Below are 20,006 nucleotides of genomic sequence, written 5' to 3'. Positions count from 1 at the left end.
ATGGACAGCGCGGGTCCCGGGTCATATAGCGGAACCGGACTGGTAGCGCTGCGGAGTCATTCTGCAGAGTGCATAACGGGGGAGATCTGACAACGCCTGAAGGTCTGTGGAAGGATCCCTCTTGGTCGCCTCGAGCACCTCTAATGTAAACAACGCTACCGCTATCAATGCCGACAGCACCGACGGTGCAACCCGCCGGCTCTCATTCGCAAAGATTCACGAACCTCTTGATGTTCCGAATCTGCTCGCCCTGCAAACCGACAGCTTTGACTGGCTGGTCGGAAACGAACGCTGGCAGGCGCGCGTTGCGAAGGCCGTCGAAGAAGGCGACCTCAGCGTCGCCACCTCCTCGGGTCTGTCCGACATCTTCGAAGAGATCTCCCCGATCGAAGACTTCCAGGGCACCATGTCCCTGAGCTTCTCCGAGCCGGAGTTCGCTGACCCCAAATACACCATGGCCGAGTGCAAGGACCGGGACGCAACGTACTCCGCTCCGCTGTACGTCAAGGCCGAGTTCATGAACAACAACACGGGCGAAATCAAGCAGCAGACCGTGTTCATGGGTGACTTCCCGCTGATGACCGAGAAGGGCACCTTCGTCGTCAACGGCACCGAGCGTGTCGTCGTCTCCCAGCTGGTCCGCTCGCCGGGCGCCTACTTTGAGCGCACCGCCGACAAGACCAGCGACAAGGACATCTTCACCGCGAAGATCATCCCGTCCCGCGGCGCCTGGTTCGAACTCGAAATCGACAAGCGCGACCAGGTCGGCGTCCGTCTTGACCGTAAGCGCAAGCAGTCCGTCACCGTGCTGCTGAAGGCCCTCGGCTGGACCGAAGGCCAGATCCTCGAGGAATTCGGCCAGTACGACTCCATGCGCGCCACGCTGGAGAAGGACGCCACCGAGACCCGCGAAGACGCGTTGCTGGACATCTACCGGAAGCTGCGACCGGGCGAGCCGCCCACGGTTGAGGCTGCCCAGTCCCTGCTGGACAACCTGTACTTCAACTCCAAGCGCTACGATCTGGCCAAGGTTGGCCGTTACAAGATCAACCGCAAGCTTGGCATCGACCGCTCCCTTGGCGACAAGGAAGCTTCGGTCCTGCACGTTGAAGACATCGTGGCCATGATCAAGTTCCTGGTTGCACTGCACGCCGGCGAGAAGACCCTCACGGGCAAGCGCGACGGCCAGGACCACGAGCTGCGCGTCGAGATCGATGACATCGACCACTTCGGCAACCGTCGCATCCGCGCCGTCGGCGAGCTCATCGAGAACCAGGTCCGCACCGGCCTGTCCCGCATGGAGCGCGTTGTCCGCGAACGCATGACGACCCAGGACGTCGAGGCCATCACGCCGCAGACCCTGATCAACATCCGTCCCGTCGTGGCAGCCATCAAGGAGTTCTTCGGAACTTCCCAGCTGTCCCAGTTCATGGACCAGAACAACCCGCTCTCGGGTCTGACCCACAAGCGCCGCCTGTCCGCGCTTGGTCCGGGTGGTCTGTCCCGTGACCGTGCCGGCATGGAAGTTCGTGACGTGCACCCGTCCCACTACGGACGTATGTGCCCCATCGAAACTCCTGAAGGCCCGAACATTGGTCTGATCGGTTCGCTGGCTTCCTACGGACGCATCAACCCGTTCGGTTTCATCGAGACCCCGTACCGCCTGGTCGCCGAGGGTGTCGTCTCCGATGAGGTCAAGTACCTCACGGCCGACGACGAGGCCGAGGTCCTGATCGCTCAGGCCAACGCCCCGCTCGACGAGAACAAGCGTTTCGCGGAAGAGACCGTCCTGGTCCGTGCCCGCGGTGGTGGAGGCGAGCCCGTGCTGGTTCCCGCCGCCGACGTCGAGTTCATGGACGTTTCCCCGCGCCAGATGGTGTCCGTGGCTACCGCCCTGATCCCGTTCCTCGAGCATGACGATGCCAACCGTGCACTCATGGGTGCCAACATGCAGCGCCAGGCCGTGCCGCTGGTCCGTTCCGAGGCACCGTTCGTCGGTACCGGCATGGAGCGCGCCGCTGCTGTCGACGCCGGTGACGTCACCATCGCCAAGAAGGCCGGTGTGGTCACCGAGGTCTCCGCTGAGCTCGTCATCATGCTTAACGACGACGGTACGGAAACCAACTACCGCATCAACAAGTTCGCCCGCTCCAACCAGGGCAACTGCTACAACAACCGTGTCCTGGTGAACGAAGGCCAGCGCCTGGAGGTCGGCGGCATCATCGCTGACGGCCCGGCAACGGACCAGGGCGAGCTCGCCCTCGGTAAGAACCTCCTCGTGGCATTCATGTCATGGGAAGGCCACAACTTCGAGGATGCCATCATCCTGTCCCAGCGCATCGTGGCCGAGGACGTCCTGTCCTCCATCCACATCGAGGAGCACGAGATCGATGCCCGCGACACCAAGCTTGGTGCCGAGGAAATCACCCGTGACATCCCCAACGTGTCTGAGGAAGTCCTGGCAGGCCTGGACGAGCGCGGCATCATCCACATTGGTGCCGAGGTTGAAGCCGGTGACATCCTGGTCGGCAAGGTCACCCCCAAGGGCGAGACCGAACTGACCCCGGAAGAGCGCCTGCTGCGCGCCATTTTCGGTGAGAAGTCCCGCGAAGTGCGCGACACCTCCCTGAAGGTGCCGCACGGYGAGTCCGGCACCGTGATCGGTGTCCGCGTCTTCGACCGCGACAACGACGACGAGCTGCCCCCGGGCGTCAACCAGCTGGTGCGCGTTTACGTGGCTGCCAAGCGCAAGATCACCGACGGCGACAAGCTCGCCGGCCGTCACGGCAACAAGGGTGTTATCTCCAAGATCCTTCCGATTGAGGACATGCCCTTCCTTGCCGACGGTACCCCCGTTGATATCGTCCTGAACCCGCTGGGTGTTCCGGGCCGTATGAACGTCGGCCAGGTGCTGGAAACGCACCTCGGCTGGGTTGCCAAGACCGGCTGGAAGATCGAGGGCGAGCCCGAGTGGGTCAAGCAGCTGCCGAACCTGCCGCGCGAGAGTGGCCAGACCACTGTGGCGACGCCGGTCTTCGACGGTGCGCGTGAAGAGGAAATCACGGGCCTGCTCGATTCCACCAACGTCACCCGCGACGGCGACCGCCTGATCAACTCCTCCGGCAAGACCCGTCTGTTCGACGGCCGCTCCGGCGAGCCGTTCCCGGATCCGATCTCGGTCGGCTACATGTACATCCTGAAGCTCCACCACCTGGTGGACGACAAGATCCACGCCCGCTCCACCGGCCCGTACTCCATGATCACGCAGCAGCCGCTGGGTGGTAAGGCACAGTTCGGTGGCCAGCGCTTCGGTGAAATGGAAGTGTGGGCGCTCGAGGCTTACGGCGCCGCTTACACGCTCCAGGAACTGCTGACGATCAAGTCGGATGATATCCACGGTCGTGTGAAGGTCTACGAAGCCATCGTCAAGGGCGAGAACATCCCCGAGCCGGGCGTTCCTGAGTCCTTCAAGGTCTTGATCAAGGAAATGCAGTCGCTGTGCCTGAACGTGGAAGTGCTTTCCACGGACGGAACCACAATTGAAATGCGTGACTCTGATGACGCAGTCTTCACGGCTGCGGAAGAACTGGGCATCGATCTGTCTCGTGCAGAGCCCAGTTCCGTAGAAGAGGTTTAGCAGGGGCCCGGAGAGAAGCAGGCGGCCCACCGGCCCAACCTGCTTTTCTCCGGCTCCTCCCTCTTCCCGTAACCCAAGACTTCAGAATTTAGAGAACAAGAGAGAACAGGGACCATATGTCCAGCGAATCCTCCTTCGGCCTCATGCAGATCGGCCTCGCCACCGCGGAAGACATCCGTGGCTGGTCGTACGGCGAGGTTAAGAAGCCGGAAACCATCAACTACCGCACGCTCAAGCCCGAGAAGGACGGCCTCTTCTGCGAGAAGATCTTCGGCCCGTCCCGCGACTGGGAATGCTACTGCGGTAAGTACAAGCGCGTGCGCTTCAAGGGCATCATCTGCGAGCGGTGTGGCGTTGAGGTCACCCGCGCCAAGGTCCGCCGTGAGCGCATGGGCCACATCGAGCTCGCCGCCCCCGTTACGCACATCTGGTACTTCAAGGGTGTTCCCTCCCGCCTGGGCTACCTCCTTGACCTGGCACCGAAGGACCTCGAAAAGGTCATCTACTTCGCCGCCTACATGATCACGAGCGTCGACGCCGACAGCCGCCACGAAGAACTGCCCAACCTCCAGGTTGAGCACGACATCGAGAAGAAGCAGCTGATCGACAACCGCGACTCCGACATCGCCACGATCGCCCGCGACCTTGAGAACGAGCTCGCCCGTCTCGAAGGCGAAGGCGCCAAGGCTGCCGACAAGAAGAAGGCCCGCGACTCCGCTGACCGCCAGATGGCGAACGTCCGCAAACGCGCCGACGCCGAAATCGAGCGCCTCGAGCAGGTTTGGGACCGCTTCAAGAACCTCAAGGTCGCTGACCTCGAAGGTGACGAAGGCCTGTACCGCGAACTGCGCGACCGTTACGGCATGTACTTCGAAGGCTCCATGGGTGCCGAGGCCATCAAGAAGCGTCTTGAGAACTTCGACATGCAGGCCGAGTCGGACATGCTGCGCGACATCATCGCCAACGGCAAGGGCCAGCGCAAGACCCGCGCCCTGAAGCGGCTCAAGGTGGTCAACGCGTTCCTGACGACCAACAACAGCCCGCTCGGCATGGTGCTGGACGCCGTCCCGGTGATCCCGCCGGAACTGCGCCCGATGGTCCAGCTGGACGGTGGCCGCTTCGCGACCTCCGACCTCAACGACCTCTACCGCCGCGTGATCAACCGCAACAACCGCCTCAAGCGCCTGCTTGATCTCGGTGCTCCGGAGATCATCGTCAACAACGAGAAGCGCATGCTTCAGGAAGCTGTTGACAGCCTCTTCGACAACGGCCGCCGCGGCCGTCCGGTCACCGGACCGGGCAACCGTCCGCTGAAGTCCCTGAGCGACATGCTCAAGGGCAAGCAGGGCCGTTTCCGCCAGAACCTCCTTGGCAAGCGCGTCGACTACTCCGGCCGTTCGGTCATCGTCGTCGGCCCGCAGCTGAAGCTGCACCAGTGTGGTCTGCCGAAGCAGATGGCCCTGGAGCTCTTCAAGCCGTTCGTGATGAAGCGCCTGGTTGACCTCAACCACGCCCAGAACATCAAGTCGGCCAAGCGCATGGTGGAGCGTTACCGTCCGCAGGTCTGGGACGTCCTCGAAGAGATCATCACCGAGCACCCGGTGCTGCTGAACCGTGCACCTACCCTGCACCGTCTCGGCATCCAGGCGTTCGAGCCGCAGCTCGTTGAAGGCAAGGCAATCCAGCTGCACCCGCTGGTTTGTGGCGCGTTCAACGCCGACTTCGACGGCGACCAGATGGCAGTTCACCTGCCGCTGAGCCCCGAAGCCCAGGCCGAGGCCCGCATCCTGATGCTGTCCTCGAACAACATCCTGAAGCCGTCCGACGGCCGCCCGGTGACCCTGCCGTCGCAGGATATGATCATCGGTCTTTACCACCTGACCACCAAGCGTGTCGGTTCAGCTGGCGAAGGCCGGATCTTCTCCTCGGTCGCGGAAGCCATCATGGCCTACGACCTCCACGAGCTGCACCTGAACTCCAAGGTCAAGATCCGCCTCGAGGGCTTCGTGCCCTACGCAGGCTGGGAAGCCCCGGAGGGCTGGGAGCCCGGTCAGACCGCACTGGTCGAGACCTCCCTCGGCCAGGTCATCTTCAACCAGACGCTGCCCGCGGACTACCCGTGGGTTGAGGATGTTGCCGACAAGGGCGAGCTGTCCCGGATCGTCAACGACCTCGCCGAGCGCTACCCGAAGGTGATCACGGCGGCAACGCTGGACAACCTGAAGGATGCCGGTTTCTACTGGGCCACCCGGTCCGGCGTCACCGTTGCCATCTCCGACATCGAGGTGCCCACGGACAAGCCGCGGATCCTCGCCGGTTACGAGACCATGGCCGCCAAGATCCAGGGCCAGTACGACAAGGGCCTGATCGACGACGACGAGCGTCGCCAGGAACTGATCGAGATCTGGAACAAGGCAACCAACGAGATCGCCCAGGCGATGCGTGACAGCCTCTCCCCGATGAACACCATCAACCGCATGGTGTCCTCGGGCGCACGTGGTAACTGGATGCAGGTCCGTCAGATCGCGGGTATCCGTGGCCTGGTGGCCAACCCTAAGGGTGAAATCATCCCGCGTCCGATCAAGTCCTCCTACCGTGAGGGCCTCTCGGTGCTGGAATACTTCATCGCCACGCACGGTGCCCGTAAGGGTCTGGCTGACACCGCCCTGCGTACCGCCAACTCGGGTTACCTGACCCGTCGTCTGGTGGACGTTTCGCAGGACGTCATTGTCCGCGAAGAGGACTGCGGCACCGAACGCGGCCTGATGACCGCCATCGCGGTGGCCGACGCCAACGGCGTCCTCGTCCTGGACGAGAACGTCGAGAACAGCGCCTACGCCCGCACCCTGGCCGTGGACGTCGTCGACTCCAAGGGCAAGGTCCTGGCAGCGGCCGGCACCGACTGCGGCGACGTCGTCATTGCCGAACTGTTCGCAGCCGGCATCACCGAGGTCAAGGTCCGCTCCGTACTCACCTGTGAGTCCAGCGTCGGCACCTGCGCCCTGTGCTACGGCCGTTCGCTGGCCACTGGCAAGACCGTCGACATCGGTGAGGCCGTGGGCATCATTGCCGCGCAGTCCATCGGTGAGCCGGGCACCCAGCTGACCATGCGTACGTTCCACACCGGTGGTGCTGTTTCCGCCAGCGGCGGCGACGACATCACCCAGGGTCTGCCCCGTATCCAGGAGCTCTTCGAAGCCCGTACTCCGAAGGGTGTCGCACCGATTGCTGAAGCAGCCGGCCGCATCACCATCGAAGAGTCCGAGCGCCAGATGCGCCTGGTCATCACCCCGGATGACGGATCCGAAGAGATCGCTTACCCGGTGCTGCGCCGTTCACGTCTCCTCATCGAAGACGGCGATCACGTCAGCGTCGGCCAGAAGCTCATCAACGGCCCGGTCGACCCCAAGCAGGTGCTGCGCATCATGGGCCCCCGTGCCGCGCAGAAGTTCCTGGTGGACGAAGTCCAGGGCGTGTACCGCAGCCAGGGCATCGGTATCCACGACAAGCACGTCGAGGTTATCGTCCGCCAGATGCTGCGCCGCGTCACGGTCATCGAGTCCGGCGAATCGGATCTGCTGCCCGGCGAGCTCGCCGAACGCAGCCGCTTCGAAGAGGCCAACCGCCGCGTTGTGTCCGAGGGCAAGACGCCGGCCTCCGGCCGTCCCGAGCTCATGGGCATCACCAAGGCGTCCCTGGCGACCGAGTCCTGGCTGTCCGCAGCTTCCTTCCAGGAAACCACCCGCGTCCTGACGCAGGCGGCCATGGAAGGCAAGAGCGATCCGCTGCTCGGCCTCAAGGAAAACGTCATCATCGGTAAGCTCATCCCGGCCGGCACGGGTCTCCCGCGCTACACCGAGGTCACCGTGGAACCCACTGAAGAAGCAAAGGCCAACCTGTTCACCGGCCCCAGCGCATTCAGTGACTTCTCCTACGACACGCTGGGCGGCGACGGAGCTCCCGAGTTCCACGCCATCCCGCTGGATGACTACGATCTCGGCAGCGACTTCCGCTGAACTGAGTGACTGACAGGCCCCGTTCCCACCTCGGTGGGGGCGGGGCCTTTCCAGTGGTAAACCCCGCCGATTAAGGGCTGGGAGCCGTCCGTGTTAGACTTGAGACTAATTGTTATTGTGGCAGTGGATGAGTGCGCCGGTTGCAGCTGAAAGGTTCAACCAGGACGACGTTTCCGGTTTGCAGGGTTCTTGTGCAACGTATGCCACATTTTCGCATGCCTAGGGGCAATTCAGGTCGAAAGTCCTTGGACCCCGGCGTGCGGTCCGACTATTAAGGCTTCGCCTCAGCTGCTCTGGAGAGAACTTCAAAGCTCGGGCGGCGAGGCGCAGCGACAAGAGAGCGGCCGCCAACGGCCGCTCCGGATAAAACGGAGAACACGAGAGTGCCTACGATTAACCAGCTGGTCCGCAAGGGCCGCACGCCTAAGGTCAAAAAGACCAAGGCTCCCGCGCTTAACGGCAGCCCGATGCGCCGCGGTGTTTGCACCCGCGTTTACACGACGACCCCGAAGAAGCCGAACTCGGCTCTGCGTAAGGTTGCTCGCGTGCGCCTCAACGGCGGCATTGAAGTCACCGCATACATCCCCGGTGTAGGCCACAACCTGCAGGAGCACTCCATTGTGCTCGTCCGCGGCGGCCGCGTGAAGGACCTTCCGGGTGTCCGCTACAAGATCGTCCGTGGCGCCCTCGATACCCAGGGTGTCAAGAACCGTAAGCAGGCTCGCAGCCGCTACGGCGCAAAGATGGAGAAGAAGTAATATGCCTCGCAAGGGTCCGGCCCCCAAGCGGCCGCTAGTTCTAGATCCCGTTTACGGCTCCCCGCTGGTCACCCAGCTCATCAACAAGGTGCTGGTTGACGGCAAGAAGTCCACCGCAGAGCGCATCGTTTACGGTGCACTCGAGGGTGCTCGCGCCAAGTCCGGCGGCGACCCCGTTGCAGCCCTCAAGAAGGCCATGGAGAACGTCAAGCCTTCGCTTGAGGTCCGCTCCCGCCGCGTTGGTGGCGCCACCTACCAGGTTCCCGTTGAGGTCAAGCCGGGCCGTTCCACGGCCCTCGCCCTCCGCTGGCTGGTTGGCTACTCCAAGGCCCGCCGCGAAAAGACCATGACCGAGCGCCTCCAGAACGAAATCCTGGATGCCTCGAACGGTCTCGGTGCCGCTGTGAAGCGTCGCGAAGACACCCACAAGATGGCCGAGTCCAACAAGGCCTTCGCACACTACCGCTGGTAATACTTCCCGGACGCCGCCGGCTCGACTGAGCCGGCGGCGAACGTGCAGTCCATCCGAAAGGGAGACACCGTGGCACAGGACGTGCTTACCGACCTTAGCAAGGTCCGCAATATCGGCATCATGGCCCACATCGATGCCGGCAAGACCACTACTACCGAGCGCATCCTCTTCTACACGGGTGTGAACCACAAGATCGGCGAAACGCACGACGGCGCTTCGACGACTGACTGGATGGAACAGGAAAAGGAACGCGGCATCACCATCACGTCTGCCGCCGTGACCTGCTTCTGGGAAAACAACCAGATCAACATCATCGACACCCCCGGCCACGTTGACTTCACGGTCGAGGTTGAGCGCTCCCTGCGCGTCCTCGACGGCGCAGTCGCAGTGTTCGACGGCAAGGAAGGCGTGGAGCCGCAGTCCGAGACTGTTTGGCGCCAGGCCGACAAGTACAACGTTCCGCGCATCTGCTTCGTCAACAAGATGGACAAGCTCGGCGCTGACTTCTACTTCACCGTCGACACCATCATCGGCCGCCTCGGTGCCAAGCCGCTGGTCATGCAGCTGCCGATCGGCGCCGAGAACGACTTCATCGGCGTAGTCGACCTTCTCTACATGCGCGCGCTGGTCTGGCCCGGCGACGCCAAGGGTGACGTCACCATGGGTGCGAAGTACGAGATCCGCGAGATCCCGGCTGACCTCCAGGCGAAGGCCGAAGAGTACCGCGCAACTCTCGTTGAGACTGTTGCCGAGGCCTCCGAAGAACTCATGGAGAAGTACCTCGAAGGCGAAGAGATCAGCATCGATGAGCTCAAGGCCGGCATCCGCAAGATGACGATCAACTCTGAGCTGTACCCGGTCTTCTGTGGTTCCGCATTCAAGAACCGCGGCGTCCAGCCGATGCTCGACGCAGTCGTGGACTACCTGCCGAACCCGCTCGACGTCCCGCCGATGATCGGTCACGATCCCCGCGACGAAGAGAAGGAACTTACCCGTAAGCCCTCCTCTGAAGAGCCCTTCTCCGCACTGGCCTTCAAGATCGCCGCGCACCCCTTCTTCGGCCAGCTCACCTTCATCCGCGTGTACTCCGGTCACGTGGAAGCAGGCTCGCAGGTGGTCAACTCCACCAAGGGCAAGAAGGAGCGCATCGGCAAGCTGTTCCAGATGCACGCCAACAAGGAAATGCCCGTCGAGGGCGCTACCGCCGGCCACATCTACGCAGCGATCGGCCTGAAGGACACCACTACCGGTGACACCCTGTGCGATCCGGCCAACCAGATTGTCCTCGAGTCCATGAGCTTCCCGGAGCCCGTGATCTCGGTTGCGATCGAGCCGAACACGAAGGGTGACCAGGAGAAGCTCTCCACGGCCATCCAGAAGCTCTCCGCTGAGGACCCGACCTTCCAGGTCTCCCTCAACGAAGACACCGGCCAGACCATCATCGCCGGCATGGGCGAGCTCCACCTGGACATCCTGGTGGACCGCATGCGCCGCGAATTCAAGGTTGAGGCGAACGTTGGCAAACCGCAGGTTGCTTACCGCGAAACCATCAAGCGTGCTGTAGAGCGTCACGACTACACGCACAAGAAGCAGACCGGTGGTTCCGGCCAGTTCGCAAAGATCCAGATCGCGATCGAGCCGCTGGACACTGCGGAAGGCGAGCTGTACGAGTTCGAGAACAAGGTCACCGGTGGCCGCGTTCCGCGCGAGTACATCCCGTCGGTTGACGCCGGCATCCAGGATGCGCTGAACGACGGCGTCCTGGCCGGCTACCCGGTTGTCGGCATCAAGGCAACGCTGATTGACGGCGCCTACCACGATGTTGACTCCTCGGAAATGGCGTTCAAGATCGCCGGCCGTATGGCTTTCAAGGAAGCCGCACGCAAGGCGAACCCTGTCCTGCTCGAACCGCTGATGGATGTCGAGGTCCGCACCCCTGAGGAATACATGGGTGAAGTTATCGGTGACCTCAACTCCCGCCGTGGCCAGATGCAGTCCATGGAAGATGCCCAGGGCGTCAAGGTTATTCGCGCACACGTCCCGCTGTCCGGCATGTTCGGCTACATCGGCGACCTGCGCTCGAAGACCCAGGGCCGCGCTGTGTACTCCATGACGTTCAACAGCTACGCCGAGGTCCCGAAGGCAGTTGCCGACGAGATCATCCAGAAGAACCGCGGCGAGTAGTCCCTAGGACGCATCGCAGCAGCAAGAACTCGGATGCGTCTCCGCCAACGGAGATTCATCTGGTGCAAGTGGCCGGGCTCCGGTCCAGACCGAAGTCCGGCCGCCTGCACGAACAGGCTCTAGGCACTAGCATTAGTACCTGAATCTGCAATTTCACCAATCCAAAGCCCCCCAAGTAGACTTACTGGAGTTTCTGCCGCGACAAGCGCGGCCGAAGGGTAAGTCATTTGAAAACGTTCTAGGAGGAACCTGTGGCAAAGGCAAAGTTCGAGCGGACTAAGCCGCACGTTAACATCGGTACCATTGGTCACGTTGACCACGGTAAGACGACGCTGACGGCCGCCATTTCCAAGGTGCTGTACGACAAGTACCCGACTCTCAACGAGAAGCGTGACTTCGCGTCGATTGACTCTGCTCCCGAAGAGCGTCAGCGCGGCATTACCATCAACATCTCCCACGTTGAGTACCAGACCGAGAAGCGCCACTACGCACACGTAGACGCTCCGGGTCACGCTGACTACATCAAGAACATGATCACCGGCGCTGCTCAGATGGACGGTGCAATCCTCGTGGTTGCCGCCACTGACGGCCCGATGGCTCAGACCCGCGAGCACGTTCTGCTCGCCCGCCAGGTTGGCGTTCCCTACCTGCTGGTCGCGCTGAACAAGGCTGACATGGTCGATGACGAGGAACTCCTCGACCTCGTCGAAATGGAAGTTCGCGAGCTGCTCAGCTCGCAGGGCTTCGATGGCGACGAAGCACCGGTCATCCGCGTTTCGGGCCTGAAGGCTCTGGAAGGCGACCCGGAGTGGGTCAAGTCCATCGAGGACCTCATGGAAGCTGTCGACAACTCGGTTCCGGACCCCGTACGTGACCGTGACAAGCCCTTCCTGATGCCGATCGAAGACGTCTTCACGATCACCGGCCGTGGCACCGTTGTTACGGGCCGCGCCGAGCGTGGAACCCTCGCCATCAACTCCGAGGTCGAGATCGTCGGCATCCGTCCGGTCCAGAAGACCACGGTTACCGGTATCGAGATGTTCCACAAGCAGCTCGACGAAGCATGGGCCGGCGAGAACTGTGGCCTCCTGCTCCGCGGTCTGAAGCGCGACGATGTCGAGCGTGGCCAGGTTGTCGTCAAGCCGGGTTCCATCACCCCGCACACCGACTTCGAGGCTAACGTCTACATCCTCTCCAAGGACGAAGGCGGACGTCACAACCCGTTCTACTCCAACTACCGCCCGCAGTTCTACTTCCGCACCACGGACGTAACCGGCGTTATCACCCTGCCGGAAGGCACGGAAATGGTTATGCCCGGCGACAACACTGAGATGACCGTTGCGCTCATCCAGCCGATCGCAATGGAAGAGGGCCTCGGCTTCGCTATCCGCGAAGGCGGCCGCACCGTTGGTTCAGGACGCGTCACCAAGATCGTCAAGTAATTACTTGCTGATCTGATGCTTGACCACTGATCGGCCGGCCGTCTGGCAGCTGTTCAGAGGACCGGGAACAGCCCCGCTGCACTTGCAGCGGGGCTGTTCTTTTTAAGTTCCTGATACCTTTGCAGGAAGGGAAAGGAGCTCACTATGGGCTGGTTCATTTTTCTACTGATCGTCGTGGCGGTTGTCGTCGCATTCTTTTGGGCGAAGAGGCACTTCCGCCAGGAGATCGAGCGCGCCAAGCGCATCAATCGGGCAAACCGGAACCAGTAGGCCCGGGCCGGGCGGGACTCAGGGCCGCCGGGCACGCGCGAGGGCCTGGTACCAGTAGTACGAGTCTTTCGGCGTGCGCTGGAGGGTCGTGAAATCCACATGTACCAGGCCGAAGCGCTGGGAATAACCGGCCGCCCATTCAAAGTTGTCCATGAGCGTCCAGACGTAGTAGCCGAGCAGATCGACGTCGTGGRCCACGCCCCCGGGGGCGGTGGCCTCCACCGCCTGGCTGAGGTGGGCGGCGAGGTAGCTGATCCGCCCGGCGTCGGGAATAGGACCGCTGACGTGGTCCGGTTCGGGGAAGCTCGCCCCGCTCTCGGTGATGTAGAGCGGGGGCAGTGACTCGCCGTACCTGTCCTTCAGTTCCCGGAGCAGGATCCCCAGATGGTCCGGGGCAACCGGCCAGCCGAATCCCGTGAGTTCGTACTCCGGGAACGCGGCCATGTGGAACGGGACTTTCAGCATCGCCGCCGCGGTTGCGGCAGGGCTGTCGATGCCGCCCCCCGTGGCCACCTTCACGGGGTAGTAATAGTTCAGGCCGTAGAAATCCAGCGGTTGGTGGATCGTGGCCAGGTCCGCGTCGGTAATCCTGCCCAGCGAACGAAACCATGGCCGGGCGATCAGAGGCGGCCGGGGAAAGCGGCCCAGGAGGATCGGGTCCGCGTAGAGCCGGTTCAGCACGAGGTCGAAAACCCCGGCCAGCAGCCTGTCGGTTAGCGAGCCGGACGCCGGGCGGACGGGGGAATGCAGGTTCGAGACGCCAACGGCGCCGGACACGCCCGCCGCCCGCAGCGCCTGCACCGCCAGGCCGTGACCCAGGAGCTGGTGGCGCACCGACGGCAGGGCCTCGAAGAGCAGGCCATGGCCGGGCGCGTGGACGCCCAGGGCGTAGCCGTTGAGGGTGACCGAGGCGGGCTCGTTCAGCGTCACCCACTGCGCCACGCGATCGCCGAACCTCTTGCCGGCGGCCGCGCTGTACTCGGCAAACCGTTCCGCCGTCGAACGGTTCATCCAGCCGCCGCGCTGCTCCAGGGGGAGCGGCGTATCCCAGTGGTAGAGAGTGGCCATGGGCGAGATGCCGGCGGCGAGCAGCCGGTCGATCAGGCGGTCGTAGAAGTCCAGCCCCGCCGCGTTGAAGCGGCCGGTGCCCTCAGGCTGGACCCGCGGCCACGAGATCGAGAACCGGTAGGAATCGATCCCGAGCTCGCGCATGAGCGCGATGTCTTCCTCCGCGCGGTTGTAGTGGTCGCAGGCCACTGCGGGGGAGTGTCCGTGCAGGATGTTGCCCGGCTTTTCGGCGAACGCGTCCCAGCCGGAGGGCCCACGGCCGCCGGCCGCGAGGTTCCCCTCGATCTGGAACGCCGCGGAGGCCACGCCGAGGGTGAATCCGGGGCTCAGGCGTGCGGCGAGGGCCTGAACTGTTACAGAGTCCTGCACAGTCATGCCCTAATCATCCATTCGACGGCGATTCAGGACAATGGGCCCACCGGCCCCTTCGGTGGGCTGATTCGCTTCTGCCCGCAAATTCCGGCATACTAGATGAGTTGTTCAAGCGCTCTTTCGCGTCCCGATCCGGATAATGCCGGGTGCCAGGGTCCAAGTGAGAGACCAAACATAACCCACTCCCCATGGAATTGCGGACGCGTACGTGTGAAAACGTACGACACGCCCGACCGCGGGGGTCGGTTACGTCGGCAGGTTGAGGAACCCGGATCCTTCCGGATTCAGCTTGTGCGGCGGGTGGTAGTCACGACTTCAAATGCTTCGGCAGCCACATACAACAGGCAAGTAAACAGAGCAGCATTTACTGAAAGAGAGTCAGGCGACATGGCGGGACAAAAAATCCGCATCCGGCTGAAGTCATACGACCACGAGGTCATTGACGTTTCAGCACGGAAGATCGTTGAGACGGTCACGCGCGCAGGCGCAACTGTAGTTGGCCCCGTGCCGCTGCCGACGGAGAAGAACGTTTACTGCGTTATCCGCTCTCCGCACAAGTACAAGGACAGCCGCGAGCACTTCGAAATGCGCACGCACAAGCGTCTTATCGACATCATCGATCCCACGCCCAAGGCTGTTGATTCGCTCATGCGTCTCGACCTGCCGGCCGACGTGAACATCGAAATCAAGCTGTAGGGAGGTGCTGAGAGACTATGACCGCAACCCGTAACGTAAAGGGCCTGCTGGGCACGAAGCTCGGCATGACCCAGGTCTGGGACGAGAACAACAAGCTCATCCCCGTCACTGTGGTCCAGGCTGACTCGAACGTCATCACGCAGCTGCGCAACGCAGAAACTGATGGCTATGTCGCCGTTCAGATCGGCTACGGCCAGATCGATCCCCGCAAGGTCACCAAGCCGCTGGCTGGTCACTTTGAAAAGGCAGGCGTCACGCCTCGCCGCCACGTCGTAGAACTGCGCACTGCAGATGCTGACTCTTACGAGCTGGGCCAGGAGCTCTCCGTAGAGCTCTTCGAAGCCGGCCAGAAGATCGACGTCGTTGGCACCACCAAGGGTAAAGGCTTCGCCGGTGTTATGAAGCGTCACGGCTTCCACGGCGTTGGAGCTTCCCACGGTGCCCACAAGAACCACCGTAAGCCCGGTTCAATCGGTGGCGCATCCACCCCGAGCCGCGTCTTCAAGGGCATGAAAATGGCCGGCCGCATGGGCGCCGTTCGTCACACCACGCTGAACCTCACGGTCCACGCGGTTGACGTCGAGAAGTCGCTGCTCCTGATCAAGGGCGCCGTCCCCGGCGCCCGCGGCCAGGTCGTACTCGTACGCACCGCCGTGAAGGGAGCCTAGTTCAATGACTAGCACTGTCAAGGTTGACCTGCCTGCAGAGATCTTCGACGTACAGACCAACGTGCCGCTGCTGCACCAGGTTGTCGTTGCCCAGCTCGCTGCTGCTCGCCAGGGTACCCACAAGACCAAGACCCGCGCCGAGGTTTCCGGTGCAGGTCGCAAGCCGTTCAAGCAGAAGGGCACCGGCCGCGCCCGTCAGGGTTCCATCCGTGCTCCTCACATGACCGGTGGTGGCGTTGTCCACGGCCCCACGCCGCGTGACTACAGCCAGCGCACCCCCAAGAAGATGATTGCTGCTGCACTGCGCGGCGCACTCTCGGACCGCGCCCGCAACGGCCGCGTCCACGTCATTGCTGACCTGGTTGCCGGCTCCAAGCCGTCCTCCAAGGAAGCACTGGCGACCCTGCGCGGAGTCTCCGAGCGCAAGAACCTGCTCGTTGTCATTGAGCGCGCCAACGATGTTGCTGCACTGTCCGTGCGCAACCTCGAGGAAGTTCACGTTCTGTACGCAGACCAGCTGAACACCTACGACGTTCTCGTTTCCGACGACGTAGTCTTCACCAAGGCTGCCTACGAAGCATTCGTTGCTGACAAGGTTGCAAAGAACGAGGAGGATGCCAAGTGAGTGCAGCCACCATCAAAGACCCGCGCGACGTCGTGCTTGCACCCGTCGTCTCGGAAAAGAGCTACGGCCTGATCGATGAGGGCAAGTACACCTTCCTGGTGGACCCCCGCTCGAACAAGACCGAGATCAAGCTGGCCGTGGAGAAGATTTTCTCCGTCAAGGTCGAATCGATCAACACCATCAACCGTGCCGGTAAGCGCAAGCGCACCAAATTCGGCTGGGGTACCCGCAAGAACACCAAGCGTGCCATTGTGAGCCTCAAAGAAGGCACTATCGACATCTTCGGCGGTCCGCTTTCATAAGCGGAGACCACTTTAACGAGGAAATAAATTATGGGAATCCGTAAATACAAGCCGACTACCCCGGGCCGTCGCGGCTCGAGCGTAGCGGACTTCACTGAAATCACGCGGTCGACGCCGGAAAAGTCGTTGGTACGTCCCCTCCCGAAAAAGGGTGGCCGTAACAACTCCGGTAAGATCACGACCCGTCACAAGGGTGGTGGACACAAGCGCCAGTACCGTCTGATCGACTTCCGTCGCCACGACAAGGACGGCGTCAACGCCCGCGTTGCCGAAATCGAGTATGACCCGAACCGTACGGCTCGGATCGCGCTCCTGCACTACGTTGATGGCACCAAGCGTTACATCATCGCCCCGAACAAGCTGTCCCAGGGCGACTTCGTAGAGGCCGGCGCCGACGCTGACATCAAGCCCGGCAACAACCTTCCGCTGCGCAACATCCCGGTCGGTACCGTAATCCACGCAGTCGAACTGCGTCCGGGTGGCGGCGCCAAGATGGGCCGCTCCGCCGGCGCATCGATCCAGCTCGTTGCAAAGGAAGGCCGTTTCGCCCAGCTGCGTCTGCCTTCCGGCGAAATCCGCAACGTTGACGTGCGCTGCCGCGCAACCGTCGGCGAGGTCGGCAACGCCGAGCAGTCGAACATCAACTGGGGCAAGGCCGGCCGTATGCGCTGGAAGGGCGTTCGCCCGACTGTCCGTGGTGTCGCCATGAACCCGGTTGACCACCCCCACGGTGGTGGCGAGGGTAAGACGTCCGGTGGACGTCACCCCGTCAACCCGAACGGTAAGCGCGAAGGCCGCACCCGCCGTCCCAACAAAGAGAGCGACAAGCTTATTGTTCGTCGCCGTCGTACTGGCAAGAACAAGCGATAGGAGCCTGGACACATGCCACGCAGCCTGAAAAAAGGTCCTTTCGTTGACCAGCACCTCTTTGTAAAGGTAGCCAGGGAAAACGAAAAGGGCACCAAGAACGTCATCAAGACCTGGTCCCGCCGTTCGATGATCGTCCCCGACATGCTCGGCCACACGATCGCCGTACACGACGGACGCAAGCACATCCCCGTGTTTGTCACTGAGTCGATGGTCGGGCACAAGCTCGGCGAATTCGCTCCCACGCGGACATTCCGCGGCCATGTCAAGGACGACCGTAAGGGCAAGCGCCGCTAGGCGCCTGCACTTACGTCAAAGACGAGAGAAGGAAAGCAATGGAAGCCAAGGCAATTGCGCGTCACATCCGCGTAACGCCTATGAAGGCCCGGCGCGTCGTCAACCTTGTTCGTGGTAAGCAAGCGAATGAGGCTCTGGCAATTCTGAAGTTTGCCCCCCAGGCAGCTTCGGAGCCGGTATTCAAGGTAGTTCAGTCGGCAATCTCCAACGCCCGGGTCCTCGCGGACCGCGACGGCGTTGCGTTTGACGAAGGTGACCTCATCATCAGCGAAGCGTTTGTTGATGAAGGCCCGACCATGAAGCGGTTCCAGCCGCGAGCCCAGGGTCGTGCATTTCAGATCAAGAAGCGCACGAGCCACATCACCGTGGTAGTCGCTACCCCGGAGAAAGAGGAGGCTCGCTAAGTGGGACAGAAAGTTAACCCGCACGGGTTCCGACTCGGCATCACCACCGATCACGTATCGCACTGGTTTGCTGACAGCACCAAGGCCGGCCAGCGGTACAAGGACTTCGTTCGCGAAGACATCCGTATCCGCCAGCTCATGTCCACGGGCATGGAGCGCGCCGGTATCGCCAAGGTCGAAATCGAGCGCACCCGCGACCGTGTCCGCGTGGATATCCACACGGCACGTCCGGGCATCGTCATCGGCCGCCGCGGCGCTGAAGCAGACCGCATCCGCGGCGAGCTTGAGAAGCTCACGGGCAAGCAGGTCCAGCTGAACATCCTCGAGGTCAAGAACCCCGAGATGGAAGCCCAGCTTGTTGCCCAGGGCGTTGCAGAGCAGCTGACTTCCCGCGTGGCGTTCCGCCGTGCGATGAAGAAGGCCATGCAGTCCGCACAGCGTGCCGGTGCCAAGGGCATCCGGATCGCTTGCTCGGGTCGACTGGGCGGCGCAGAAATGTCCCGCTCGGAGTTCTACCGCGAAGGCCGTGTGCCCCTGCACACCCTGCGTGCGAACATCGACTACGGCTTCTACGAGGCCAAGACCACCTTCGGCCGCATCGGCGTGAAGGTCTGGATCTACAAGGGCGACGTCACTGCCAAGGAACTGGCTCAGCAGGCAGCTGCTGCTCCGTCCCGCGGCCGTGCCGGCGACCGCCCGGGCCGCCCGGGTGGCGCCGACCGTGGTGACCGCCGCCGTCGTACCGACCGCCCCGCAGCTGAGGCAGCACCTGCTGCTGCCGAAGCTCCGGCTGTCGAAGCAGCTGCACCGGCAGTAGAAGGAGGACAGGCTTAAATGCTTATCCCACGTCGAGTCAAGCACCGTAAGCAGCACCACCCGGGTCGTTCCGGCGCTGCTACGGGCGGCACCCAGGTCTCCTTCGGTGAGTGGGGCATCCAGGCTCTGAGCCCGGCCTACGTCACGAACCGTCAGATCGAATCTGCCCGTATCGCGATGACCCGCCACATCAAGCGTGGCGGAAAGGTCTGGATCAACATTTACCCGGACCGTCCGCTGACGAAGAAGCCGGCCGAAACCCGCATGGGTTCCGGTAAGGGTTCTCCGGAATGGTGGGTCTCAAACGTCAAGCCGGGCCGGGTTCTCTTCGAACTCTCCGGTGTCAGTGAAGAGGTAGCTCGCGAGGCCCTGCGCCTGGCAATCCACAAGCTGCCGTTGAAGGCACGCATTGTGCGTCGCGAAGGTGGTGAGTAGAAATGGCAGTAGGATCCAAGGAACTTGCATCCGCACAGCTGGACGGTTTCGACAACGAGCGACTCGTTGAAGAACTCCGCAAGGCCAAGGAAGAGCTGTTCAACCTGCGTTTCCAGTCCGCCACCGGTCAGCTGGAGAACCACGGTCGTCTGCGCGCGGTAAAGAAGGACATCGCCCGCATCTACACCGTTCTCCGTGAGCGCGAGCTGGGCATTCGTGCCGAGGTTGCCGCACCGGTTGTGGAAGCCAAGGAAGAGAAGAAGTCCAAGAAGGCTGCAACCAAGAAGGCCGAGAAGGCTGAAACGGTTGAAACCGAGGAGGATGCCAAGTGAGTGAAAAGGACGAGAACGTGACGGAAACTGTTTCCGACGCAGCCAAGGCTGACGAGCGCGGTTACCGTAAGACGAAGCGCGGCTACGTCGTCTCGGACAAGATGGAAAAGACCATCGTTGTCCAGGTCGAAGACCGCGTGAAGCACGCCCTCTACGGCAAGGTCATCCGCCGCAACGCCAAGATCAAGGCTCACGACGAAGAGAACAGCGCCGGCATCGGCGACCTCGTGCTCCTCGCCGAGACCCGCCCGCTCTCCGCTACCAAGCGGTGGCGTCTGGTCGAGATCCTCGAGAAGGCCAAGTAACACCTGCACTTGTTGCCTGGTGATACAGCAGAAGCCCTCG

At 62.4% G+C, this 20,006-nt stretch carries 19 protein-coding genes; 18 read left to right on the top strand and 1 reads right to left on the bottom strand.

What is annotated here, in order from left to right:
- Nucleotides 1–121: 121 nt before the first annotated feature.
- From rpoB to AC1DR1_RS07000, 7 genes are all read left to right on the top strand, one after another.
- Entirely contained in the window at nucleotides 122–3,637 is a 3,516-nt protein-coding gene (gene rpoB, locus AC1DR1_RS07030; protein WP_090575285.1) for a DNA-directed RNA polymerase subunit beta, read from the top strand.
- A 116-nt stretch (nucleotides 3,638–3,753) separates the two neighbouring features.
- Entirely contained in the window at nucleotides 3,754–7,653 is a 3,900-nt protein-coding gene (locus AC1DR1_RS07025) for a DNA-directed RNA polymerase subunit beta' (RefSeq protein ID WP_229992785.1), read from the top strand.
- A 383-nt stretch (nucleotides 7,654–8,036) separates the two neighbouring features.
- Nucleotides 8,037–8,411 carry a 30S ribosomal protein S12 gene (gene rpsL / locus AC1DR1_RS07020; protein WP_018773658.1) on the top strand — a complete coding sequence of 125 codons (375 nt, stop codon included), beginning with the start codon at nucleotides 8,037–8,039 and terminating at the stop codon, nucleotides 8,409–8,411.
- Nucleotide 8,412: 1 nt separating this feature from the next.
- Nucleotides 8,413–8,883, top strand: a complete 471-nt coding sequence (gene rpsG / locus AC1DR1_RS07015; RefSeq protein WP_011692813.1) for a 30S ribosomal protein S7 — start codon at nucleotides 8,413–8,415, stop codon at nucleotides 8,881–8,883.
- A gap of 69 nt (nucleotides 8,884–8,952) precedes the next feature.
- Nucleotides 8,953–11,067: an elongation factor G gene (gene fusA, locus AC1DR1_RS07010; RefSeq protein ID WP_364745505.1), complete on the top strand. Its 2,115-nt coding sequence runs from the start codon at nucleotides 8,953–8,955 to the stop codon at nucleotides 11,065–11,067.
- 251 nt (nucleotides 11,068–11,318) lie between these two features.
- Nucleotides 11,319–12,509, top strand: coding sequence for an elongation factor Tu (tuf, locus tag AC1DR1_RS07005; protein ID WP_090575294.1), 1,191 nt, complete (start codon nucleotides 11,319–11,321; stop codon nucleotides 12,507–12,509).
- Nucleotides 12,510–12,653: 144 nt separating this feature from the next.
- Nucleotides 12,654–12,779 (top strand): hypothetical protein, encoded by a 126-nt coding sequence (locus AC1DR1_RS07000; protein WP_290369328.1) that lies wholly within the window; start codon nucleotides 12,654–12,656, stop codon nucleotides 12,777–12,779.
- A gap of 18 nt (nucleotides 12,780–12,797) precedes the next feature.
- Here the strand turns inward: AC1DR1_RS07000 and AC1DR1_RS06995 are convergent, their stop codons facing one another.
- Nucleotides 12,798–14,222 (bottom strand): GH1 family beta-glucosidase, encoded by a 1,425-nt coding sequence (locus AC1DR1_RS06995; protein ID WP_476992385.1) that lies wholly within the window; start codon nucleotides 14,220–14,222, stop codon nucleotides 12,798–12,800.
- A gap of 384 nt (nucleotides 14,223–14,606) precedes the next feature.
- Between AC1DR1_RS06995 and rpsJ the strand changes: the two genes are divergently transcribed.
- From rpsJ to rpsQ, 11 genes are read left to right on the top strand one after another with little or no spacing between them, the layout of a single operon-like run.
- Nucleotides 14,607–14,915, top strand: coding sequence for a 30S ribosomal protein S10 (rpsJ, locus tag AC1DR1_RS06990; RefSeq protein ID WP_003803825.1), 309 nt, complete (start codon nucleotides 14,607–14,609; stop codon nucleotides 14,913–14,915).
- Nucleotides 14,916–14,932: 17 nt separating this feature from the next.
- A complete protein-coding gene (gene rplC, locus AC1DR1_RS06985) occupies nucleotides 14,933–15,583 on the top strand; it encodes a 50S ribosomal protein L3 (RefSeq protein WP_003803812.1) in 651 nt (216 codons plus the stop codon).
- Nucleotides 15,584–15,587: 4 nt separating this feature from the next.
- Nucleotides 15,588–16,208 carry a 50S ribosomal protein L4 gene (gene rplD, locus AC1DR1_RS06980; RefSeq protein WP_090575302.1) on the top strand — a complete coding sequence of 207 codons (621 nt, stop codon included), beginning with the start codon at nucleotides 15,588–15,590 and terminating at the stop codon, nucleotides 16,206–16,208.
- Nucleotides 16,205–16,510, top strand: a complete 306-nt coding sequence (rplW, locus tag AC1DR1_RS06975; RefSeq protein WP_018773664.1) for a 50S ribosomal protein L23 — start codon at nucleotides 16,205–16,207, stop codon at nucleotides 16,508–16,510. Before rplD ends, rplW begins: the two co-directional genes overlap by 4 nt.
- A gap of 30 nt (nucleotides 16,511–16,540) precedes the next feature.
- Nucleotides 16,541–17,380, top strand: a complete 840-nt coding sequence (gene rplB / locus AC1DR1_RS06970) for a 50S ribosomal protein L2 (RefSeq protein WP_026266473.1) — start codon at nucleotides 16,541–16,543, stop codon at nucleotides 17,378–17,380.
- A 12-nt stretch (nucleotides 17,381–17,392) separates the two neighbouring features.
- A complete protein-coding gene (rpsS, locus tag AC1DR1_RS06965) occupies nucleotides 17,393–17,674 on the top strand; it encodes a 30S ribosomal protein S19 (protein WP_018773666.1) in 282 nt (93 codons plus the stop codon).
- Nucleotides 17,675–17,712: 38 nt separating this feature from the next.
- Nucleotides 17,713–18,078: a 50S ribosomal protein L22 gene (rplV, locus tag AC1DR1_RS06960; protein WP_003803798.1), complete on the top strand. Its 366-nt coding sequence runs from the start codon at nucleotides 17,713–17,715 to the stop codon at nucleotides 18,076–18,078.
- On the top strand, nucleotides 18,079–18,912 hold the full coding sequence (gene rpsC, locus AC1DR1_RS06955; protein ID WP_229992788.1) for a 30S ribosomal protein S3: 834 nt from the start codon (nucleotides 18,079–18,081) through the stop codon (nucleotides 18,910–18,912).
- Entirely contained in the window at nucleotides 18,913–19,329 is a 417-nt protein-coding gene (rplP, locus tag AC1DR1_RS06950; RefSeq protein ID WP_018773668.1) for a 50S ribosomal protein L16, read from the top strand.
- 2 nt (nucleotides 19,330–19,331) lie between these two features.
- Entirely contained in the window at nucleotides 19,332–19,661 is a 330-nt protein-coding gene (gene rpmC, locus AC1DR1_RS06945) for a 50S ribosomal protein L29 (protein ID WP_066436863.1), read from the top strand.
- On the top strand, nucleotides 19,658–19,966 hold the full coding sequence (rpsQ, locus tag AC1DR1_RS06940; protein ID WP_051628707.1) for a 30S ribosomal protein S17: 309 nt from the start codon (nucleotides 19,658–19,660) through the stop codon (nucleotides 19,964–19,966). Before rpmC ends, rpsQ begins: the two co-directional genes overlap by 4 nt.
- Nucleotides 19,967–20,006: the final 40 nt, after the last annotated feature.

Source organism: Arthrobacter sp. P4_F10 (genome assembly GCF_056401435.1).
Note: the sequence above shows the minus strand (reverse complement) of the source record. Positions and strands in the feature narration are given on the sequence as shown.